The organism is Caulobacter flavus (assembly GCF_003722335.1).
Taxonomy (GTDB): Bacteria; Pseudomonadota; Alphaproteobacteria; order Caulobacterales; family Caulobacteraceae; genus Caulobacter; species Caulobacter flavus.
Window position 1 is genome coordinate 1870283 of sequence record NZ_CP026100.1, and the last position, 14520, is coordinate 1884802.

General features: G+C 69.8%; 16 protein-coding genes. 7 read left to right on the top strand and 9 right to left on the bottom strand.

The features are described 5' to 3' along the window. Positions 1-62: 62 nt before the first annotated feature. Positions 63-1910: a DNA helicase RecQ gene (recQ, locus tag C1707_RS08735; RefSeq protein ID WP_101713930.1), complete on the bottom strand. Its 1848-nt coding sequence runs from the start codon at positions 1908-1910 to the stop codon at positions 63-65. A 176-nt stretch (positions 1911-2086) separates the two neighbouring features. Between recQ and C1707_RS08740 the strand changes: the two genes are divergently transcribed. The 3 genes from C1707_RS08740 to C1707_RS08750 all read left to right on the top strand — a co-directional run bounded on the left by C1707_RS08740 (position 2087) and on the right by C1707_RS08750 (position 6441). Beyond that, positions 2087-2644 (top strand): DcrB/PsbP domain-containing protein, encoded by a 558-nt coding sequence (locus C1707_RS08740; protein WP_101713931.1) that lies wholly within the window; start codon positions 2087-2089, stop codon positions 2642-2644. A gap of 95 nt (positions 2645-2739) precedes the next feature. Next, a complete protein-coding gene (locus C1707_RS08745; protein ID WP_101713932.1) occupies positions 2740-4713 on the top strand; it encodes a transglycosylase domain-containing protein in 1974 nt (657 codons plus the stop codon). Between the two features lie 270 nt (positions 4714-4983). Next, a complete protein-coding gene (locus C1707_RS08750) occupies positions 4984-6441 on the top strand; it encodes a sigma-54-dependent transcriptional regulator (RefSeq protein WP_101713933.1) in 1458 nt (485 codons plus the stop codon). A 21-nt stretch (positions 6442-6462) separates the two neighbouring features. On the opposite strand, the gene C1707_RS08755 is transcribed toward C1707_RS08750, so the two are convergent. Both C1707_RS08755 and C1707_RS08760 read right to left on the bottom strand, forming a co-directional pair. Further along, a complete protein-coding gene (locus C1707_RS08755; protein ID WP_101713934.1) occupies positions 6463-6951 on the bottom strand; it encodes a hypothetical protein in 489 nt (162 codons plus the stop codon). 67 nt (positions 6952-7018) lie between these two features. After that, positions 7019-7348 (bottom strand): ArsR/SmtB family transcription factor, encoded by a 330-nt coding sequence (locus C1707_RS08760; protein ID WP_101713935.1) that lies wholly within the window; start codon positions 7346-7348, stop codon positions 7019-7021. 50 nt (positions 7349-7398) lie between these two features. Between C1707_RS08760 and C1707_RS08765 the strand changes: the two genes are divergently transcribed. Next, a complete protein-coding gene (locus C1707_RS08765) occupies positions 7399-7869 on the top strand; it encodes an SRPBCC domain-containing protein (protein ID WP_101713936.1) in 471 nt (156 codons plus the stop codon). Between the two features lie 187 nt (positions 7870-8056). Here C1707_RS08765 and C1707_RS08770 read toward each other — a convergent pair whose 3' ends face one another. The 4 genes from C1707_RS08770 to C1707_RS08785 form a co-directional block, all read right to left on the bottom strand. Further along, the gene (locus C1707_RS08770) at positions 8057-8410 is read right to left on the bottom strand and encodes a hypothetical protein (protein WP_101713937.1); all 354 of its coding nucleotides are present in this window, start codon (positions 8408-8410) and stop codon (positions 8057-8059) included. Positions 8411-8594: 184 nt separating this feature from the next. Beyond that, entirely contained in the window at positions 8595-8864 is a 270-nt protein-coding gene (gapR, locus tag C1707_RS08775; protein ID WP_058348015.1) for a nucleoid-associated protein GapR, read from the bottom strand. Between the two features lie 234 nt (positions 8865-9098). Next, positions 9099-9224 (bottom strand): type B 50S ribosomal protein L36, encoded by a 126-nt coding sequence (gene ykgO / locus C1707_RS08780; RefSeq protein WP_004616427.1) that lies wholly within the window; start codon positions 9222-9224, stop codon positions 9099-9101. A gap of 151 nt (positions 9225-9375) precedes the next feature. Continuing rightward, positions 9376-9771 carry a DUF805 domain-containing protein gene (locus C1707_RS08785; protein WP_164467311.1) on the bottom strand — a complete coding sequence of 132 codons (396 nt, stop codon included), beginning with the start codon at positions 9769-9771 and terminating at the stop codon, positions 9376-9378. Between the two features lie 141 nt (positions 9772-9912). On the opposite strand from C1707_RS08785, the gene C1707_RS08790 reads away from it, so the two are divergent. Continuing rightward, positions 9913-11208: a lytic murein transglycosylase gene (locus C1707_RS08790; protein ID WP_101713939.1), complete on the top strand. Its 1296-nt coding sequence runs from the start codon at positions 9913-9915 to the stop codon at positions 11206-11208. A gap of 148 nt (positions 11209-11356) precedes the next feature. On the opposite strand, the gene C1707_RS08795 is transcribed toward C1707_RS08790, so the two are convergent. Then, positions 11357-11812: a chemotaxis protein CheW gene (locus C1707_RS08795; RefSeq protein WP_164467484.1), complete on the bottom strand. Its 456-nt coding sequence runs from the start codon at positions 11810-11812 to the stop codon at positions 11357-11359. A gap of 141 nt (positions 11813-11953) precedes the next feature. Further along, a complete protein-coding gene (locus C1707_RS08800) occupies positions 11954-12679 on the bottom strand; it encodes a GGDEF domain-containing protein (RefSeq protein WP_101713941.1) in 726 nt (241 codons plus the stop codon). Between the two features lie 250 nt (positions 12680-12929). Here C1707_RS08800 and purE point away from each other — a divergent pair, with 250 nt between their 5' ends. Both purE and C1707_RS08810 read left to right on the top strand, forming a co-directional pair. Beyond that, positions 12930-13421 (top strand): 5-(carboxyamino)imidazole ribonucleotide mutase, encoded by a 492-nt coding sequence (gene purE, locus C1707_RS08805; RefSeq protein WP_101713942.1) that lies wholly within the window; start codon positions 12930-12932, stop codon positions 13419-13421. A 4-nt stretch (positions 13422-13425) separates the two neighbouring features. Further along, positions 13426-14520: a 5-(carboxyamino)imidazole ribonucleotide synthase gene (locus tag C1707_RS08810; protein WP_101713943.1), complete on the top strand. Its 1095-nt coding sequence runs from the start codon at positions 13426-13428 to the stop codon at positions 14518-14520.

Here is a 14520-nt window from a genome sequence, read left to right on the forward strand (position 1 = left end):
TTCGGGCAAGAGCCGACAACGCGCGTTTTGCGCGTATCGGCCCAAACGAACGCGCCGTCGGCTCAGTTGTCGCGGACGACCTTCAGCACGGCCTCGCCGTAGCGGTCTAGCTTGCCTTGGCCGACGCCCCCGGACTTGCCCAGCGCCGCCAGGGTCAGCGGGCGGGCCGCGGCGATCTCGGCCAGGGTGGCGTCGTGGAAGATCACGTAGGGCGGCACGTGCTGGGCCTGGGCCTGGTCCTTGCGCCAGGCGCGCAGGGCCTCGAACAGCATCTGGTCGCCCGGCGGCACCGTCAGGGCCTGACGCCGGCGCAGGCTCTTGCCGCCGCCACCGCCCTTGCCCGAGGCGTCGCCGCCCGGCGCCTGGCGCAGCGAGACCTGCCGCTCGCCGCGATAGACCTGGCGCACGCCCTCGCCGTCGCCCAGCCCGATGAGGGGCCGGCCGTCGTTGGGGTCCTCGCGTAGCAGGCCCTCGAACACCAGGGTGTCGAGCAGGTCGCGCCAGCCCTGGGGGCTGAACTCCTTGCCGATGCCGAAGGTCGACATCTGGGCTTCCTGCTGCGTGACGTCCTTGGTCTTGCCCAGCAGGTGGTCGATCAGGCGGCCGCGTCCGAACCGCCCGCCCAGGCGGTGGGCGGCCGACAGGGCCTTCTGGGCGGCTTGCGTGGCGTCGACGCCGGTCGGGGGCGAGATGCAGATGTCGCAGCTCCCGCAGCGCTCCACGCCCTCCTCGCCGAAATAGCGGCGGACGGCGGCGGCGCGGCAGGTCATGCCCTCCAGCATGGCGTAGAACTGCCGCAGCTTGCGGCTCTGAACCTGCTTGACCTCGTCGGGGGCCTCGCGGGAGTCGATGCGGCGGCCGGCCCAGGCCAGGTCGGCGCTGCTGTAGAGGGTGATGCCCTCGGCCGGCTGGCCGTCGCGTCCGGCCCGGCCGATCTCCTGCCAGTAGGCCTCGATGGCGGCCGGCGGATCGGCGTGGATCACGAAGCGGACGTCGGGCTTGTCGACCCCCATGCCGAAGGCGATGGTCGCCACCATCACCGCCTCGTCGGCCTCGAGGAATTGCTCCAGGCGGCGGGCGCGCACGGTCTTGTCGAGGCCGGCGTGATAGGCCAGGGCCGGCACGCCGTTGTCGATCAGCATCTGGGCCAGCTTCTCGGTCGAGTCGCGGCTGCCGGCATAGACCACGCCGGCCCGGCCCGGGCGCTCGGTGACCAGCTCGATCACCCGGTCGTGGCCCTTGCCGCGCTTGCGCTCGGCGTTGAGGGCCAGTTCGGGGCGCGCGAAGCTGTCGACGAACTCGGCCGCGCCCTGCAGGCGCAGTTCGGCGCGGATGTCGTCGCGAGTGCGGGCGTCGGCGGTGGCCGTCACCGCCAGGCGCGGGACGTTCGGAAACACCTCGGCGATGCGGCCCAGCATCCGGTATTCGGGCCGGAAGTCGTGGCCCCACTGGCTGACGCAGTGGGCCTCGTCGACGGCGACCAGCGACAGGTCAAGGCGCGACAGCCGCTCCAGCATCCAGCCCTGCATCAGGCCTTCGGGCGACAGGTAGAGCAAATCAAGCTGGCCGGCCTCGATGCGCCGCCAGATCTCGGCGCGCTCCTCGGGCAGGGTGTTCGAGTCCAGGCGCTCGGCGGCGACGCCTGCCTGTTGCAGCCCCGCCACCTGGTCGGCCATCAGCGCGATCAGCGGCGAGACCACCAGGCCCAGGCCCGGCCGCACCAGGGCGGGGATCTGGTAGCAGAGGCTCTTGCCGCCGCCCGTCGGCAGCACCGCCAGGGCGCTGCGGCCCTCCAGCAGTTCGCCGACCACCTGCGCCTGCAGGCCGCGGAAATCCTGGTGGCCGAAGGTGCGGCGCAGGACATCGCGCGCGGCGTCGAGCGAGGGCGGGGAGGCGAGGGCGGTGGACACGGCGCTCTTTTGGCAGGGGCGAGACTCCCCGCCAAGGCCGGAAACAGCGGATTTTTCGAGATCCGCCGCCAGGCAGGCGGCGAAAGGCCGGAGGGGGGAGCGTCTTGAGGAACAGGCCGGATCGCACTTGGGCCGAGATCTGATAGGCTCGAGACCTCACGCAAAAGGGGGCGAGAATGCTGGCCAGGCGCATGCGAGCGGCGGTGGTCATGGCGCTGGCCCTGGCCGGTGCGGCCCAGGCGGCGGAGGGCTACACCCACTACGCCAACAAGAACTGGATGTACGTCGTCATCCTGCCGGGCAAGGTGAAGCTGGTCACCAGCAAGCCGCCCATGCCCAACCACGGCTTTGCGGTGAACCTTTCCCGACGCGCCCGGCTTTGGGTCGACGCGGGCTCGACGGACGGCGAGACCCTGGCGCAGGCCGTCGACGAGCAGGTCGGCGTTTGGCGCGGCGCTGGATGCGTCGAACTGGGGCGCGCCGACGACCGTCTGGGCGGCCGGCCCGCGGTGCGGCTGCTTCTGCGATGCCAGGCTAAGGGCGAGACCAACCTGCAGCGCATGGTGATCGCCCTGGCGGCCCCGGTCGGCATGAACAACACCGCCTACACGGTCGGGGTCTCCTATCGCGAGCATGGGCCCAAGGCCGAGGCCGACCGGGCCGATGCGCTGCTGGAGGACGCCCGCGCCGGCTTTCGGTTCATCGGCGAAGACGGTTCTCCCCCGCTTGGTTAAACCGCGTTCACCTGTCGTCAATCTTGTCGCGTGTTTGGTCGCCGTGAGCTATGACACCGCCACGCGGGCGGGGCTAACGAGACCTAGGGTTACAGATGGCTAACGGCGCCTTCGGCGGGAACAAGCCGGCGAAGACTCAACGCACGCCCCTCCAGGCGCTGCTGTACTGGACGACGGTTCTGGGCGTGTGGGGGCTGATCTTCGTGGTCACCTTCTTCGCGGTGTTCGCGCGCGACCTGCCCGACACCTCCAAGCTGTACGACGTCACCCGCCAGCCCTCGATCAACTATCTGGATCGCTCGGGCGCGCTTCTCGCCGTGCGCGGCAGCCAGTACGCGCCGCCGGTCGACATCGACGCCCTGCCCGAATACGTGCCGGCCGCCTTCGTCGCCATCGAGGACCGCCAGTTCTACCACCACTTCGGGTTCAACCCGTGGGGCATCGCCCGCTCGCTGATCTGGAACATCACCCATGACGGCGGCCCCCAGCGCGGCGGCTCGACCATCACCCAGCAGCTGGCCCGCAACCTGTTCCTCAGCCCGGCCCAGAACTACAAGCGCAAGGCCCAGGAGCTGATCCTGGCCGTCTGGCTGGAGCTGAAGTTCAGCAAGAAGCAGATCCTGGCGCTGTACATGAACCGGGTCTATTTCGGCGCCGGCGCCTACGGCATCGAGGCCGCCTCGCAGCGCTACTTCAACAAGCCCGCCAAGGATCTGACCATCGGCGAGGCCGCCCTGCTGGCCGGCATGATGAAGGGTCCGGCCCGCTATTCGCCGGTCAGCGCCAGCGAGCGCGCCGCCCGCCGCGCCACCGTGGTGCTCGACGAGATGGTGCGCCTGAAGGCCATCACCCCCGAGCAGCGCGATGAGGCCTTCAAGACGCCCGTGCAGGTGTCGGCCACCCTGGCCAACCAGCGCGCCCAGTACTTCACCGACTATGTCGACGCCCAGGTGCGCTCGCTGGTCGGCGAACCGACCGAGGACCTGGTCGTCGAGACGACGCTGGACCTGCCGATCCAGGTCGCGGCCGAGCGCGCCGTGCAGCTGGGCGTCGAGGGCCACCTCAAGCAGGGCGTCCAGCAGGCCGCCCTGGTGGCCATCGACGGCGAGGGCCGCATCCGCGCCTATGTCGGCGGCGAGGACTACGGCCAGAGCCAGTTCGACCGCGCCACCAGCGCCCGCCGCCAGGCCGGCTCGGCCTTCAAGCCGTTCGTCTACCTCACCGCCATGGACCAGGGGCGCAATCCGTCGGTGATGGTGGTCGACGAGCCGGTGAAGATCGGCAACTGGGAGCCGCGCAACTACACCAACACCTTCCTGGGCCCCATGACCCTGCAGACGGCCCTGGCCCAGTCGATCAACACGGTCGCCGCGCGCCTGGCCAACGAGGTCGGCACCAGCAACGTGGCCGCCACCGCCCGGCGCCTGGGCATCACCAGCAAGATCCAGCTGGATCCGTCGATGGCCCTGGGCGCCGTCGAGGTCAGCCCGCTGGAAATGGCCCAGGCCTACGCCCCGTTCGCCAACGGCGGCTTCCTGGCCAAGGGCTACGGCATCGAGCGCATCCGCACCGCCTCGGGCAAGGTTCTCTACGACCACAGCGTCGACAAGCAGCCGCGCCCGTCGGTGATCGGCTCGCCGTCGCTGCAGTACATGAACCAGATGATGCGCCAGGTGGTGAACGGGGGCACCGGCGGCCGCGCCCGCGTGGCCGGCTACGACATCGCCGGCAAGACCGGCACCACCAGCGACTACAAGGACGCCTGGTTCGTCGGCTACACCGGCGGCTTCGTCGCCGCGGTGTGGACCGGCAAGGACGACAACACCGCCATGAAGCGCGTCAGCGGCGGCGGCCCGCCGGCCGAGATCTGGAAGGTGTTCATGAGCGCCGCCCTGCCGCGCCTGAAGGCCACCCCGATCCCCGGCGGTACGGCCGAGCCGCCGCCGCCGACCGAGGATCCGATCGGCGACATCCTGGGCGACGGCGAGACCCCGACCGCCGACCCGGGCGCGACCCCGCCATCGGCCGGAACCCCGCCGGCCCAGACCGCGCCGGAACTGCCTTACTAGAAAGACCCATCGCCCCGGACGTCGCCCGACGTCCGGGGCGATCTGTTTTAGGGGTGCTCTTTCTGATCCCTCTCTCGAAGAGAGAGGGGCCGCACGCCAAAGGCCTTATCCGAACCCAATCCCACCAACAGCGTAAACCGTTGTTAAGGCTCACTGTTAAGGTCTGCGACACCTCTCCGAAAGCCGGTGTTTACCCCCGCGCTGTATCACTCTGAACCAACAAGAGTCGCTCTCCACGCGGGCGCGGCCGGTTCTGGTGGATGGCCTTCAATGACCAAGACGGTGCTCGTCGTCGACGACGATCCGACCCAACGTCGACTGATCCAGGCGGTGCTGGAGCGCGAGGGATTCGCGGTCTGCCACGCCGAGAACGGCGACGCGGCCATGGCGCACCTGGCCGCCGGCGCGCCGGCCGACGTGATCCTGCTGGACCTCGTCATGCCGGGCCTGCCGGGCCAGGAAGCGCTGAAGGAGATGCGCGCGCGCGGCTACGCCCAGCCGGTGATCGTGCTGACCGCCAGCGGCGGCGTCGACACCGTGGTAAAGGCCATGCAAGCCGGCGCCACCGACTTCTTCATCAAGCCGGCCAGCCCTGAGCGGATCACCGTGTCGATCCGCAACGCCCTCTCGATGGGCGACCTCAAGGGCGAGGTCGATCGCCTGAACAAGCGCGTCGCGGGCCGCACCACCTTCTCCGACCTGATCGGTACCTCGCCGGCCATGACCATGGTCAAGCGCATCGGCGAGCGCGCCGCCAAGAGCGCCATCCCCGTGCTGATCACCGGCGAGAGCGGCGTCGGCAAGGAGCTGATCGCGCGCGCCGTGCACGGCTCGTCGGATCGCGCCGGCAAGCCGTTCGTGGCCGTCAACTGCGGCGCCATCCCCGAGAACCTCGTCGAGTCGATCCTGTTCGGCCACGAGAAGGGCTCGTTCACCGGCGCCTCCGACAAGCACTCGGGCAAGTTCAAGGAAGCCGACGGCGGCACCCTGTTCCTCGACGAGGTCGGCGAGCTGCCGCTCGACGTCCAGGTCAAGCTGCTGCGCGCCCTGCAGGAGGGCGAGATCGATCCGATCGGCTCCAAGCGCTCGGTCAAGGTCGACGTCCGCATCGTCTCGGCCACCAACCGCGACCTGTCGGCCGCTGTCTCGCAGGGCCTGTTCCGCGAGGACCTCTACTACCGCCTGAACGTCTTCCCGGTGGAGGCGCCGTCCCTGCGCGAGCGCCGCGAGGACATCCCGGCCCTGGTCGAGGCCTTCGTGCGCCGTTTCAACGTCGAGGAAGGCAAGCGCGTGGTCGGGGCCTCGCCCGAGACCCTGCGGATCCTCTGCGCCTTCGACTGGCCCGGCAATGTGCGCCAGCTGGAGAACGCGGTCTATCGCGCCATCGTGCTGGCCGACGCGCCCTATCTGCAGCCCTACGACTTCCCGGCCATCTCGGGCGTCGTGGCCCCGCCGCTGGAGCCGTCGCCGATGGAGCCGCTGCCGGTGATGATCCAGGCCGCCGCCGTCCATGCCGAGGGCGCGGGCGAGGCGCCGGTGCGCATCCTCGACGGCCACGGCCACCTGCGGACCCTGGAGGAGATCGAGCGCGACCTCATCCAGCACGCCATCGAGGTCTATGCCGGTCACATGAGCGAGGTCGCCCGGCGCCTGGGCATCGGCCGCTCGACCCTCTACCGCAAGGTCCGCGAGCAGGGCATCGACGTCGACGTCAAGGAAGCCTCCTGATCCTGTCCGGGGCAGGGCGCGCTATGCGGCGGTCTTGCCCTGGCCCCAGCGGGCGACCAGGGCGATCGGTACGCCGACCAGAATAAGGTGGGCCCCCAGGTTGTTGACGAAGCGCGGCCAGGCGAAGGCGCTGGCCGGGCCTACCGCGCTGAGCGGCAGCACCACGTAGTTCATGACCACATAGGTCGCCGCGCCATAGGCCAGGCCCATCAGCAGCGGCTGGCGGGCCAGCGCCGGCAGGCGGCGCGCGGCCAGCACGTACAGCGCCGCCATCACCGACATGATGAAGTAGTGCAGGAAGAGGCCGAGAGCCGCCGTCGGGGCTCCGCCCTGGAAGGCCGCCTTGCCCAGCAGGCCGCTGGCGATCGACTGCAGGATCCGCTGCGGCGGCACGGCCTTGGTCACGCCCCAGAAGGTGAAGGCGTCGAGGATGTCCAGCGTGCCGGCCAGCAGGGTCGCCGCGGCGATGACCAGCAGCAGGGGACGCATCGCGCCGCGTTCGACAGCCATGGACGGTTCCTCCCCGATTGTTGGCGGCGAGGCTATTCCGGCGAACGTCGTTCGGCAATCGGGGCGGTCAGGCGCCTTCCAGGTCGTGCCTGAGCCGGTTCAGCAGGTCGGCGGCGGCCAGGGCGTAGGGGCCGATCCAGCGGTCGTGGATGTCCTGGAAGGGGCCGGCGTCGAGGTGGTTCCAGCGCACGCGCCCCTCGCGCCGCACCACGATCAGTCCGGCCTGCTCCAGCACGCCCAGGTGCTGCATGACGGTGCAGCGGTCCAGCGTCCCGGCGAAGTGCTCGCACAGCGCCCCGGTGGTGCGCGGGGCGGCCTTCATCAGGTCCAGCATCTGCCGCCGCCGGGAATCGGCCAGGGCCTTGAACAGCAGGTCGTCTTGGGCGGCGCTTGACATGTTATAGAATTATAACCTTAGATGCCGGGGTTCGCCAAGGGAGGACCGCCATGTCCAGCGACGCCAACTCCAAGACAGCCCCGCTGGCCTTCCAGGTGCAGCTGAAGATCCGCAAGCCGATCGCGCAGGTGTTCGACGCCGTCGTCGACCCGAACAAGCTCAGCGGCTATTTCCTGCGCGAGGGCAGCGGCCCGCTGGTCGCCGGAACCACGGTGCTGTGGCGATTTCCCGAGTTCGACGAGCGCTATCCGGTGGTGGTGCGCGAGGTGGTCGCCCACGAGCGCATCGTGCTGGAATGGGGCTCGGCCGTCGCCGGCGATCCCGACACCCGGGTCGAGATGACCTTCACGGCGCTCGACGAAGGGAACACCATGGTCAGGATCAGCGAGTCCGGCTGGCCGCACACCCCCGAGGGCCTGAAGGCCTCGCACGGCAACGCCGGCGGCTGGATGCACATGATGGCCGCGATGAAGGCCTATCTGGAATACGGCATCAACCTGCGCGAAGGCGGGGCGTTCTAGGGGGGGCTGCGACAAGTCCTACCCCTAACCTCCCGTCATTCCCGCCCTTGTGGCGGGAACCTCTGTTTCCGCTCGCAGGTGAGGCGCCAGCGGCGTGCTGAGCACGCCGCCCCAATCGCCCTTGCGGCTTACAGAGGGGGTCCCGCCACAAGGGCGGGAATGACGGGAGAAGGGGGAGGGCAGGGGACTACCCCTCGTCTTCGGCCTCTTCCGTCGGTTCCGGCCGCCCCTTCCGCGCGAAGCCCTTGCCGCGTTTCATCGGCTTGCGCTCGCCCTTGGCCTTGGCGGTGATCTCTTTGAGCTTGATGGTCTGGTTGACCGACAGGGCCTGGCCGGCGCCGCCCTTTTCCGGGTCGCCGAAGGCTCTTCCATAGGTCTCGATGCGCTGGGCCACCGAGCCCAGGAATTCGCCCTCCCAGTCGGAGAGCTCGACCCCGCCCTTGTCGGCCATCCGCCTGGCTTTCTTGAGGGCGTTCAGGGCCGCCTTGCGGGCTTGGGCGCGCGGATCTGGGGTCTTGCGATCAGGCGGCTTGGCGCGCATGGCCCGACCTTAGAGCCTTTTAGCCTCACATGGAATCATGTGAGGCGTCAAAAAAGGCTCTAAATCAAACGCTTGGAGCGCGTTAGCCGGCGAAACCGCTCACACTTTCGCCTAACGCGCCCTAGCATCAAAAAGGCCCCCTTCCAGGGAAGGGAGCCTTCGAAAACGCGCGGTCTCGGAGAAATCAGATCTCGCCGATGGCCGAGAGGTAGAGGTCGAGGATGGCGTCCTCTTCCTGGCGCTTGGCGCGGTCGGTCTTGCGCAGGCGGACCACCTTCTTGAGCACCTTGACGTCGAAGCCGTTGCCCTTGGCCTCGAGGTAGACTTCCTTGATCTGCTCCATGATCTCGGCCTTCTCGACCTCGAGGCGCTCGACGCGCTCGATGATCGACTTCAGCTGGCCCTGGGCGGTGGAGTTCAGAACGTCGGCGTGCGGGATGGCGTCGTCGGCCATGGAGATCTCTCGCGAAAAGGGGCTGAAAACCGGAGCCGCGGAACCTAGTGCGGACGACCGCCGAGGGAAAGCCGATTCCGAGCGTCGCGGGCCTGAAAACCTGTGGTCCGGACATGCGAAAAGAACCGGCCGAGATCGACCGGTTCTTTCGAAGAACCTTCGCGTGGAGCGCGGCCGGCGGGCCGCGGCTTCAACGTCGCGGACGCTCCGGGGCGAGGCCCCGGGCGCGCGTCATCAGCCTTGCTTGGCCTTGAAGCGCGGGTCGGTCTTGTTGATGATGTAGATGACGCCCTTGCGACGCACCATCTTGCAGTCGCGGTGGCGACCCTTCAGCGACTTCAGCGAGCTGCGAACCTTCATGACCGTCTCTGTTGTCAGCGGAGAGGTTCGGGCGCGCCTTAGAGCTCGCCGGAACATCCGGATGTTTCGGAGGGCGTGCGTATAGGCAAGACCAGCACGAGAGTCAATCGGCCAAGGCCCCGCTGCGCGCAGCCGTCGCGCCGTGTTGCTCTCAAGCCTCCGTCGGGGGCGCGGGTTTGAACGACAGGCCCCTGGGCGGGGCTGCGCCGAAGGCGTTGTCGGCCTTCTGGCCGGGCAGGGCGCCCAGGCAGACCAGCAGGCCCGGCAGCACCAGCACCGCCACGCCCAGGGCGTTCTGCAGGGCGTGGGGCGGCAGCACGTACTGACCGCCGAAGAACAGCGCCATCAGGGCGATGAACACCCCGCCGGCCCACCAGCCGGTGCGGCCAAGGTCGTGCAGGCGCGGGATGGCGGCGATCAGCATCACCACCAGGGCGGCCGGCAGCGGGCGCCTGAACGCCAGCGCCGAGACCACCATCGCTGCGATCGCCACCCCGACGATCACCCAGTAGCTGGCGCGGTTGAGGCGGGCCTTCAGAAGATGCACGTCGAACCTCTCGTCCCGACTTTGATTTGGTTCCAGCGTCTTAGGGCAAAGCTTGTGGAGAGGCGATGCGAACCGGGAACTCACTTTGTCCTGGCGTCCTTGTGATTGAAGCTTTCGCACGAACCCCGGTAGCCTGCCTCAATGGATAGACGCGTATTCCTCGTTCTGCTGCTGGCCGGTTGCGCCGACACGACCGCGAACGCCCCGCTGGCCCCGTCGACCCCGGTCGCGCCGCCGCCTGTGGCCTCCACGCCCGCTCCGGCCGCGCCGGCGCCGGCCGCGACCGTCGAGACCGGGGGGCAGGTCGCCGCCTTCAACGCCTGGCTGGCCGACTTCAAGCCGCGCGCCGTGGCCGCCGGCGTGCCCCAGGCCGTGGTCGAGCGCGAGCTCAACGGCCTGACGCCCAACCCGCGGGTCATCTCGCTGGACGGCCGCCAGCCGGAGTTCTCAAAGCCGGTCGGCGACTACATCAAGGGCGTGATCAGCGACGACCGCGTGGCCGTGGGCCGGGGCAAGCGCGACCAGCTGGCCTTCCTGCCGTCGGTCGAGCAGCGCTACGGCGTGCCGCGCGACATCCTGCTGGCCGTCTGGGCGATGGAATCGGCCTTCGGCAAGATCCAGGGCGACTTCGACGTGGTCCGCTCGATGGCCAGCCTGGCCGCCGACGGCCGCCGCCGCGCCTGGGCCGAGGGCGAGCTGATCGCCGCCCTGAAGATCATCGCCTCGGGCGAGGACACCCGCGACCAGCTGAAGGGCTCGTGGGCGGGGGCGATGGGCCAGACCCAGTTCCTGCCGTCCAACTACCTGTCGACCGCGGTCGACTTCGACGGCGACGGCCGCCGCGACATCTGGCGCAGCGACGCCGACAGCCTGGCCTCGGCCGCCAACCTGCTGGCCAAGGGCGGCTGGAAGCCGGGCGTGGGCTGGGCCAGGGAAGTGATCCTGCCGGCCGGCTTCGACTACAGCCTGGCCGAAGGGCCGCGCGAGGTTCCCTCGTGGTGGGAAGCCAAGGGCGTGAAGCGGGCCGACGGCCTGCCCTGGACGGCCGCCGACGCGGCGTCTCCGGCCGGGCTGATCCTGCCCGCCGGCGCGGCTGGTCCGGCCTTCCTGGCCCTGCCCAACCACTTCGCGATCCGCAAGTACAACAACTCCACCTCCTACGCCCTGGGCATCGGCCTGCTGGCCGACCGCTTCGGCGGCGGCGGGCCGCTGGTCGCGTCCTGGCCGGTGGAGCAGCCGCTGTCGCTGGGCGACCGCATGGCCGCCCAGATCGCCCTGGCGCGCCTGGGCTTCGATCCGGGCCCGGCCGACGGCGTCATCGGCGCGGGCACCCGCAAGGCCCTGCGCGCCTGGCAACAGAGCCGCCAGCTGCCGGCCGACGGCTACCTGTCGTCGGACATGGTGGGCAAGCTGAAGGCCCAGGCGGCGATTTCGTAGGATGCAAGATCCTCCCCCTGAAGGGGGAGGTGGCCCGGAGGGCCGGAGGGGGACGTTCCCTCCGAACATGCAAAAGCCGACGGCGGGGCAGTGACTGCCCCCTCCGTCGGCTTCGCCGACACCTCCCCCTTCAGGGGGAGGATCTAGTTTAAGCCGCCTGGCTGACCTGCGGCGGGAACACGTCGTCCATGCGCAGGTAGGTGATCAGGCGGGTGTCGACCGACAGGATGGCCTGCACGAACCGCAGTTCGTCGGCGCCCATGTCCGGGGCCGGCTGCAGGTGGTCGCGGGTGATGGTGAAGGTTTCCGACACGGCGTCGACCAGGATGCCGGCCAGGCGGTCGTGGCACTCGACGACGACGATGACGTGGCGGGTCTCGGGGATGGTGACGCCCAGGCCCAGGCGGTTGCGCAGGTCGATGACCGGCATGATCGCGCCGCGCAGGTTGATGACGCCCTTGAGGAAGCCCGGCGCATGCGGGATCGGGGTCGCCGGGGTCCAGCCGCGGATCTCGCGGACGGTCTTCACGTCGATGCAGAACTCCTGCTCGCCGATGCAGAACGAGATCAGCTCGAGGGCCGGTTCGGCTTGGTCGGTCATCAGGAAATCCCCGGGGGTCTGGAAGGCTGGCGCGGACGTCTCCGCTCGCCCGCCACAAGAGCCCGGGCGCCGTTTAACAACGGTTAATGCTGAAGTTTCTCGGGGCTTTCGAGGGCGAGACCGATTGTCGCGGGCGCCTGGCGCCTAGCCCGCGTTCACCCGCGTGCGCTTCTTGAGGAACATCGCCGCGTCGGCCTCGGCCAGCGAGACTTCCGGCTCGGCGCCGGCCTCGATCTCGCGCACGCCGAACGAGACGTGCAGCGGCGCGCTCCATTCGCCGAACTGCACGGGCACGCCGCGGATCGCCGAGGCCAGGCTCTCGCCCTTCATCTCGGCGGTGGCCTTGTCGGCCTGGACCAGCAGCACGGCGAACTCGTCGCCGCCCATGCGGCCGACGATGTCGCTCTCGCGCACATTGGCCAGCAGGCGCTCGGCCACGGCCTTCAGCGCCGAGTCCCCGGCGGCGTGGCCGAAGCGGTCGTTGACGGCCTTGAAGTTGTCGAGGTCGAAGAACACCAGGCTGGCCGGCGAGCCGTAGCGCTGGGCGAAGGCCGAGACGCGGCGCACTTCTCTAAGGAAGGCGCGGCGGTTCAGCACCGGGGCCAGCACGTCCATGTCGGCCAGGGTCTCGGCCTCGTTGAGACGGTACTTCAGGCGCGAGACCTCGGTGCGCAGGTCCTCGACCTCCGACATCAGGGTCTGCAGGGCGGCCTGCACCTTGGGCGTCAGGTCGGCGGGCTCCAGGCCCAGGAACCCGGCCTTGTCGACGGGCACGCTTCCGCGCGGCGCGGCCGAGACGCCGGCGGCGTCGGCGAGCGCCCGGCGGCGGATCGCGGAGAAGGTTTCGGTGCGGGCGCCTGAGATCTTCATCGGAGGGCGGCGAATCACTTCTGGTCAAGCTGAATAGGAAATCTGCGTTTTCTCGTTAACCATGATAATGGCGGTGGTAACCCGGCGCCAATAAGCCGCAGGTGGAGGGGCGGGGCGTCGCAGGCCGAACGGCGGTCGAAAACGTCCGAGAACGGGCTTTGGCCCAGGGAGACGACCCGCTATAAGGCGCGCGATTCAAGGCGCCGCCCCAGGCGCCCTGGCATACTCTCTATCGTTCGAGGAAGACGCGATGACCACGTCCGCGCCGCCTGTCGCCATCGTCATGGGCAGCCGCTCCGACTGGCCGACGATGAAGAAGGCGGCCGACGCCCTCGACGAACTGGGCGTCGCCTACGAGGCCAAGGTCGTCTCGGCCCACCGCACGCCCCAGCGCCTCGTCGAATTCGCCACCGGCGCCAAGGCGGCCGGCCATCAGGTGATCATCGCCGGCGCCGGCGGCGCGGCGCACCTTCCGGGCATGGTCGCCTCGATGACGCCGCTGCCCGTGCTGGGCGTGCCGGTGCAGTCCAAGGCCCTCAGCGGCCTCGATTCCCTGCTGTCGATCGTGCAGATGCCGGGCGGCATCCCCGTGGCGACCCTGGCCATCGGCGAGGCGGGCGCCAGGAACGCCGGCCTGCTGGCCGCCCAGATCCTGTCCCTGGCCGACCCGGCCCTGGCCAGCCGCCTGGACGCCCAGCGCGCGGCCCAGACCGACGGCGTCGCCGAAAGTGTCGAGGACTAAGACCATGACCGCCTCTCCGGCTCTTCCTCTGCCCCCCGGCTCCACCCTCGGGATCCTCGGCGGCGGGCAACTGGGCCGGATGCTGGCCCAGGCCGCCTCGCGCCTGGGCTTCGACGTGGTGATCCTCGATCCCGAGGAGAACAGCCCGGCCGGCCGCGTCGCCGCCCGCCAGATCGTCGGCGCCTATGACGACCGCTGGGCGCTTAAGCGCCTGGCCGAGGCCTGCCACGTCGTCACCTACGAGTTCGAGAACGTGCCGGCCGACACCGTGGCCGAGCTGACGGCCCTGGGCTGCGAGGTCGCGCCGGGCGCGGCCGCCCTGGCCGCCGCCCAGGACCGCGTGGTCGAAAAGACCTTCCTGGCCGAGATCGGCGTGCCCACCGTGGCCTTCGCCCCAGTCGACGACGAGGAGAGCCTGCTGGCCGCCGTCGCCAGGATCGGCGCGCCCAGCCTCTTGAAGACCCGCCGCGAGGGCTATGACGGCAAGGGCCAGGCCTGGATCCAGCGTCCGGCCGACGCCGTCGCCGCCTTCGAGAAGATCGGCCGCCAGCCGGCCATCCTCGAGGCCCCGGCCGATTTCGGCCGCGAGCTGTCGGTGATCGCCGCGCGCGGCCGCAACGGCGAGATCGTCTGCTATCCGCTGTCGGACAACCACCACGAGGGCGGCGTCCTGCGCCGCACGATCGCGCCGGCCAAGGCTGCGCCCGCCGAGCGCGACCAGGCCGAGGCCATCGCCGCCAAGATCCTCACCGCGCTCGACTATGTAGGCGTGATCGGGGTGGAGCTGTTCGAGCTGGCCGGCGGCAAGCTGCTGGTCAACGAGTTCGCCCCCCGCGTCCACAACACCGGCCACTGGACCCAGGACGGCTGCGAGGTCGACCAGTTCGAGCAGCACATCCGCGCCGTCGCCGGCTGGCCGCTGGGCCCCACCGCCGCCCTGGCCCGGGTCGAGATGACCAACCTGCTGGGCCCCGAGGTCGACGCCTGGAAGAAGCTGGCCGCCGAGCCCGAGACCCGCATCCACCTCTACGGCAAGGGCGAGGCCCGCCCCGGCCGCAAGATGGGCCACGTCAACCGCCTGCGGCCGCTGGAGGGCTGA